Consider the following 6,569-nt stretch of genomic DNA (forward strand, 5'->3'; position numbering starts at 1 on the left):
ATACGTTGGGCGCAATCCACCCTAATTCTAATGGCAAGAAACAATTATCGTGCGTAAATTATGTGGGGATCCGCCAGCGCCCGCCATAAGGTGTGCCCCACCGAACTAGCAAAGCACACTGAACTCCATACCAAAACCGCCGAGTGTAACGCATCACCTTGATGGCATTGTTATAAGTTTAATTCCTCGGAATATTCGTCGATTAATGAACGCCTTAGTTCTTCGATTGCTAGAATGACAACCTTCTGGTTCTCTACTAGTTCGTCAGCCATACTTTTGTGTTCTGATTTGCCGTATTCACGAGTTGAAAATTCATATAGATACATTCGATAGTCTGTATGAGCATTAAAAACCCGTACAAATTTTTCTTCAATTCGAGGAAAGTATAGCGCCTGCAACATCTGAATACGTGATAAAGCTTTGTCATCAGATTTTGGATGCTCCTTCTTTATAGCTAGGCTACTAAGCTCATCCAAATATGTTCGAAAATTAATAGTCTCAACATATATTTCTTCGAACTTTTTCCTCAATACCTTACGAGCCTCAGCTTGATCAAGATACTTCGACCTTATTTCTTGCTGGATAGATTCAGTCTTCGATACAGTTTTCTCTATTCGTTCTAACGTTTCCCCAAACTCGCTTTTAACAACGAGAGCACTAATTTTTTCAGTAAAGTATGTTGTCGAGATTGTACCGATTGCACTCGACACAAATGTAATGCTTGCTAATAATGCGTATAGACCAAACTTTTTGCGATTAATGCATCTATCAACGATACCTTCTACAATTTGGATTTCTAATTTCTCTCTATCTAACTGATCGTTTTCCAAAACTACACCCTGTAAAAACTTATAACGCCTGCCATAAGGTGTGCCCCACTGAACTAACAAAGCACACCGAATTCCGTACCAAAACCGCCGAGTGTAATGCATCACCTTGATTGCTTTGTTATATTTCGTTACTTACTAGTATTAACTATAAATTGAGAAGATAGAGCCGCATAAATCTCCTCATGATGATAAATGCTAAAACTAATTGCTGATATTAACAGTATTAGAACTCCCCACTTAGTCAGGAAAAAGGAGACTTCTCCTCTTTTTACCCTTTTCCACTCTTTTTTAAGAAGCTTTTGTGATTCTGCAATTAGTTCATTGGTAGCGACGCTAACAACATTTACAGATTCAGGGAGATATCTAGATGTAGCAATATTATTCAGCGCAGTTAGCTTTTTGATCAATACTTCATCATCTTTGGGGTTCAATCGAAGCAGTATCGAGTTATACCGCTTCATGATGTCTATCGGTAATGTCATGTTATCTTTATAAAAATCATTAGACTCAGAATTGAATTCATCTATGTTTTTTGTGCGCTTTTTGATATGCAACAAATAGTTAGTAAATGTAGCCACTGAAGATGTAAATTCGGTTATTTCCTTCCTTAACTCGTTTATCCATTCCTGCCTGAATTCGGATGTCTTTTGCTCCTTAGATATTATTAAATTTACAAACGTAAACACACCTGTTAAAAGTGCAGCTGTGATAACACCAAAAGCCACATATATTGTAGGTGGTAAGTTAATTTTCTATCCTTTATCAAATACTAATTTACTACGAATTTCTAAGAAATATAACGCCTGCAATAAGGTGCCCCGCACTAAACCTGCAAAGCACACTGAACTCCATACCAAAACCGCCGAGTGTAACGGGTCACCTTGATTGCCTTGTTAGCACTTTGCGGCGTCTGATTACTACACTGTAAGTTTCATTGCGCAGCGGTATTGTTCCGGCAAGCCTGTTTCAACTTCATTCTTAATCAACGACTTTAACCTGTCGTTTAAGTCATTAACATTTAACGTTATAAATCCACAGTTTCTATAATAATTAGCATTCCATGGGACATTAGAAAAAGTTGTTAATGTAATATCCTTACTTTCATTTTGAGCAAAATTAATAACAAAGCTTAATAGTTGGTTTCCTATACCTTTCCTTTGGTAATTATAATCTACAGCAAATTCTGATATGTGAATTGAAGACTCTTCCTCAATATTTTCTAAACATATAAAACCTACAATTTTGGAATCAAGCTCTGCTAACCATGCACCATTGTTTCTAACCGCTTGTTCATAAAACTCTTTGCTATGTAAGGGAAGATTTTCTGGTAAACAACTCAAAAATTCGACTGGCATTGCTGAAAAGACAGCACCTGACTCTTTTTCGACATGAACCATTTGGGAAATATCGCCCAGAAGAGCCCTACGTATCTTTAGGTTATTTACCTTTTTACACTGATTCATCATTCAATCCTTATGATTAACAGTTTAATTTACCAACTCTTAGCTAATATGCTCTTAAGTGCTAACGCCTGCAATAAGGTGCCCCGCACTAAACTAACAAAGTGCACCGAACTTAATACCAAAAATGCCGAGTGTAACGGGTCACCTTGATTGCCTTGTTAGTTGCTCTTACTAAACACCAGTGCTAACATTTGTACACACATAAGTTTTGGAGCTACTCATGGACACTAGAATTCAATTTCGCGTTGATGATGAAATTAAACGCTTAGCCCAGCAAATGGCTGAAAGCCAAGGTCGTACACTAAGCGATGCATGTCGTGAGCTTACTGAGCAAATGGCAGAACAACAACGCAAAGCATTATCCCATGACACTTGGTTAACTGAACAAGTAAACCTTGCATTTGAGAAGTTTGACTCAGGAAAAGCTTCTTTTGTTGATCATGACTCAGCAAAAGCACGAATGGCTGAACGTAAAGCAAAGATTCGCAACCGAGGTCAACAATGATTTTATGGGAAGAAGAATCTCTAAATGATCGCGAGAAGATCTTTGAGTTTCTTTATGACTTCAACCCTGAAGCCGCTGAAAAAACTGACGAAATCATTGAAGAAAAAGTAGAAAACTTGTTAGAGCAACCGTTGATGGGTGTTCAACGCGATGGAATTCGAGGGAGATTACTCATTATCCCTGAGATATCAATGATAGTATCCTACTGGGTTGAAGGTTCAATAATTCGTATAATGCGAGTCCTTCACCAGAAACAAAAATTTCCAACCGACTGATTGTAGCCGGTTGGCAACTAACGCCTTGCTAAGCGGCGTGAAATAGTTGGCTAAACTTGCGAGGAACGAGCGTGAGCCAACTGTTACACGTCCGTTTAAGCAACTTGTTATATGTTTGTGCAGCAATAAACTAAGATGCTTAATTTGTTTTATCTTTGTAAATTTTCTAGGTTCATCCATCGCTTATCTCTACTGCAATCCAATAAAGCAAGCTGGTCGTGATCACAGAGTTCTGAAGATGTTTGAAACGCTTCAAACAAAAGTGATGAGTTATACATTTTCGTTCCTGGGCATGTAAATGATATTTCATTATCAGTTACTACAACTTTCAAGCTCCAACTTTTACTTTTGAGGCATTTGTATTCCGTTTTCCCATTTTTTTCAGAACTTAATTCGTATTCATATTTTAATATACGAGCCTTGAACTTTTCCAATAGTTCAACTTCTATTCCTGGAATATCCAAAATTTCAATATCGATATTGTCACCAGCTAAGTCGACTACAGAGGGGTTGAATATCCTAACGATTGACCTTCTCAATTTGGCTCCTTAATTCATTCAACGATAATAATAAAAACATATAACGCCTGCAATAAGGTGTGCCCCACTAAACTAACAAAGCCCACCAAACCCAGTACCAAAACCGCCGAGTGTAACGCATCACCTTGATTGCTTTGTTATGCAACTCCATCCATTAATGCGATTATACTTGGCCGAATGCCTTTCAACGTGTGATGAGTCTGCTACATTCAGGCAACAAGCGCAGACTCTTATAATTCTGGTTTACTTTCAACAGCTTGAGCCAGACCAACTTGCATGACAACCTCTTTAGGACAGGATTGGCTGCTGCACCGAACTATTGGTTAAGACAAGCAACAAGCTTTTCAAAGCAATGTAACGATGGAAACTCACGGCTGAATTGCCAGGATAAAGGGCGGCAAAGAAAACGACAACCTGCCGTTCTCTGAACTTTCAGGCAGCCTTTCGCTGAATGAATAGCCAGAGAAATCGTGGTATTGAGCGATGAACCTTCTACCATTGAGGAACTTGGCTCTAAGGTGCATAACGCCTGCAATAAGGTGTGCCCCACCGAACTAACCAAGCACACTGAACTCCGTACCAAAACCGCCGAGTGTAACGCATCACCTTGATTGCCTAGTTATATTAAATTAACCCACCAAGCCTAAACACCTTAACAATAAGTTCTGAGCCAAGAATTGACTGTGTTTGCGAATGGCAGCTTTATTGGTACACCAGAATTTGCACATTCGTTAATTTGAGTAGGGTCTTTCGTTTCTTTGTAAGCTTTCATACCCTTTGTATTTGCCCAATAATACAAACCCCAGTTGGCTAAATCCCACTTTTCATCATATGGATTATGCTCATAATCAACGTAATAAAGAATGCCATTGCTCAATACAAAATTATCGGGGAAATAATCTATGTTCAAACCTAGTAATTTAAGAGCCTTTGACATACCACAAACTTGTTCAATACATAAATCAGGAAGAGAGTCGTCAACTATTAATTCTGTAACAAGATTGCCATCAATATACTCTTTGATGAGATAATTATTTTCAATGTTTACATCAAGAAGCTTAGGAATTTTAATTCCAGAATTTTCCAAGTTTTTATACGCAGAAACTTCAAGCTCCACCTTATTTGCATCACCAAATGAGTAATATGCACATGGTTCATAGTGCATGAGTTTTAGTACATATTGATGCTCTGAGTTTTGAGCTAAGTATGAATATCCAGACTTTCCCTTTCCCAGAAATTTAACAATTTCAAGATCACCAAGATTTGTGGTGATACTGTTCCCTACAGCATTTGTAACATCCACTGAATTTTCCTTAATTAATATAACGCCTGCAATAAGGTGCCCCACTCCGAACTAGCAAAGCACACTATACTCCATACCAAAACTGCCGAGTGTAACGGGTCACCTTGATTGCTTTGTTATGGCGCTGTACACCAGAAAATTGGTTGAACTTGGCTAAAGAACAACTTATCAATATCCAAATTTTTAATGAATGGGTCATTACAGCCTTGTTTAAGGTACAAATAAGCAACTTTACAGATCAAACATGCCGCTAATTTAATAATGTCATCATCATGTATAGTATTTGCATTCTCCTCATATATGTACCTACTAGTTGTAAATAAATCCTTATTTAATTCAATTACTTGAAATTCAGAATAATCAAACAAGTAAGACTGTATACTTTTCGGAAGAGAGTTATATAAAACGACCAAATCATGAGCATTAGATCGCTTTGGCAGTACCTCTTTTTTATTAAACTCATATGTTTCATCTAAGCGACCGCTGTTCCCAGTAACTTTTGAATTGAAACTTTTTAACAGAACTTCAATAGCAAGTGCTGCCATGACTGCTTGAATTCCCATCCTTTGATGAGTCGAAGTAGTACAAACCATATAATAATCATATGCACATTCGACCATGTAAGGTCTGAACTCAATACTTTTAATACCAGAGATATCTGGACTAAACTTTACATTACTCATGAAATACTGTCCTCAGAGCCATAACGCCTGCGATAAGGTGTGCCCCACTGAACTAGCAAAGCGCACTAAACACCATACCAAAACCGCCGAGTGTAACGCATCACCTTGATTGCTTTGTTAAATTCCGCTTCGATTGATAAGCTATAATATGTACTGTTCCCTTTCCTTTATATTTTTTCATTTTAAAATGTTCACTTAACCGCTCAATTAATTCAGGCAATTTGTTTGCATTATAATTTTTCGGATCAAAATCAGGCTTAGTTCTTTTTATAAAAGATCCAGCTGATGATACATTTGCCCAACCATCTTCATCTTGATGCTTTTCCCAAGCCTTATCTAATAGCAAAACAATTTCGTTTTCACCACTTTTATCTTGGCTGTTATCAACATGTTTTTTAGGCTTATCCCTACTCTCTAGCAATATTTCATTGAGGTTTTCAGTATAAATAAAATCATCGCAGGCATTACGGAATGAAATGGGTGTTTTCTTTTCACCAACACCAAAAACATACTTTTCCGATTCTCTTAATCTAGATGCTAACTTAGTAAAATCACTATCACTTGAAATTAATGCAAAAGCATCAAATTTATCAGTGTAAAGTAAATCCATAGTATCAATTACCATTGCCGTATCAGTAGAGTTTTTACCTGTTGTGTATGCAAACTGCTGGATTGGTTGAATTACCAACTCATTTAATGACTGCCTCCAATTTTTTAACTGACTACTCGACCAATCACCATAAGCTCTTTTTACAACAATATGGCCATGAGCTGAAATCTCTTCAATTATCAGCTTTAATTTTGACATTTGAGCGTTATCAGCATCAATCAACACTGCAATTTTTTTATGTTCGTTTATATCTTTCATTTACCACCTATCTATAGGAATTTAACGCCTGGGATAAGGTGCGCCACGGTGAACTCACCAAACCCATTAAACTCCAAACCAAAAATGCCGAGTCAAACAAGTC

General features: G+C 37.4%; 9 protein-coding genes. 2 read left to right on the forward strand and 7 right to left on the reverse strand.

The window, feature by feature from the left end; genetic code table 11:
* Window positions 1–170 precede the first annotated feature (170 nt).
* From BIT28_RS00375 to BIT28_RS00385, 3 genes are all read right to left on the reverse strand, one after another.
* Window positions 171–830, reverse strand: a complete 660-nt coding sequence (locus tag BIT28_RS00375; protein WP_075761669.1) for a hypothetical protein — start codon at window positions 828–830, stop codon at window positions 171–173.
* 128 nt (window positions 831–958) lie between these two features.
* The gene (locus tag BIT28_RS00380; protein WP_075761661.1) at window positions 959–1,555 is read right to left on the reverse strand and encodes a hypothetical protein; all 597 of its coding nucleotides are present in this window, start codon (window positions 1,553–1,555) and stop codon (window positions 959–961) included.
* 192 nt (window positions 1,556–1,747) lie between these two features.
* The gene (locus BIT28_RS00385) at window positions 1,748–2,296 is read right to left on the reverse strand and encodes a GNAT family N-acetyltransferase (protein WP_083651677.1); all 549 of its coding nucleotides are present in this window, start codon (window positions 2,294–2,296) and stop codon (window positions 1,748–1,750) included.
* A gap of 217 nt (window positions 2,297–2,513) precedes the next feature.
* Between BIT28_RS00385 and BIT28_RS00390 the strand changes: the two genes are divergently transcribed.
* On the forward strand, window positions 2,514–2,798 hold the full coding sequence (locus BIT28_RS00390; protein WP_075761663.1) for a type II toxin-antitoxin system RelB/DinJ family antitoxin: 285 nt from the start codon (window positions 2,514–2,516) through the stop codon (window positions 2,796–2,798).
* Window positions 2,795–3,073, forward strand: coding sequence for a type II toxin-antitoxin system RelE/ParE family toxin (locus BIT28_RS00395; RefSeq protein ID WP_075761664.1), 279 nt, complete (start codon window positions 2,795–2,797; stop codon window positions 3,071–3,073). The genes BIT28_RS00390 and BIT28_RS00395 overlap by 4 nt, the downstream gene beginning before the upstream one ends.
* A 149-nt stretch (window positions 3,074–3,222) precedes the next feature.
* Here the strand turns inward: BIT28_RS00395 and BIT28_RS00400 are convergent, their stop codons facing one another.
* The 4 genes from BIT28_RS00400 to BIT28_RS00415 all read right to left on the reverse strand — a co-directional run bounded on the left by BIT28_RS00400 (window position 3,223) and on the right by BIT28_RS00415 (window position 6,466).
* Window positions 3,223–3,612, reverse strand: a complete 390-nt coding sequence (locus BIT28_RS00400) for a hypothetical protein (protein WP_075761665.1) — start codon at window positions 3,610–3,612, stop codon at window positions 3,223–3,225.
* A 652-nt stretch (window positions 3,613–4,264) separates the two neighbouring features.
* Window positions 4,265–4,915: a BUD32 family EKC/KEOPS complex subunit gene (locus BIT28_RS00405; RefSeq protein ID WP_075761666.1), complete on the reverse strand. Its 651-nt coding sequence runs from the start codon at window positions 4,913–4,915 to the stop codon at window positions 4,265–4,267.
* 116 nt (window positions 4,916–5,031) lie between these two features.
* The gene (locus BIT28_RS00410; protein ID WP_075761667.1) at window positions 5,032–5,598 is read right to left on the reverse strand and encodes a hypothetical protein; all 567 of its coding nucleotides are present in this window, start codon (window positions 5,596–5,598) and stop codon (window positions 5,032–5,034) included.
* A gap of 100 nt (window positions 5,599–5,698) precedes the next feature.
* Window positions 5,699–6,466, reverse strand: coding sequence for an NYN domain-containing protein (locus BIT28_RS00415; RefSeq protein ID WP_075761668.1), 768 nt, complete (start codon window positions 6,464–6,466; stop codon window positions 5,699–5,701).
* Window positions 6,467–6,569 lie beyond the last annotated feature (103 nt).

Origin of the sequence: Photobacterium proteolyticum, from assembly GCF_001939735.1 — a bacterium.
GTDB lineage: Bacteria > Pseudomonadota > Gammaproteobacteria > Enterobacterales > Vibrionaceae > Photobacterium > Photobacterium proteolyticum.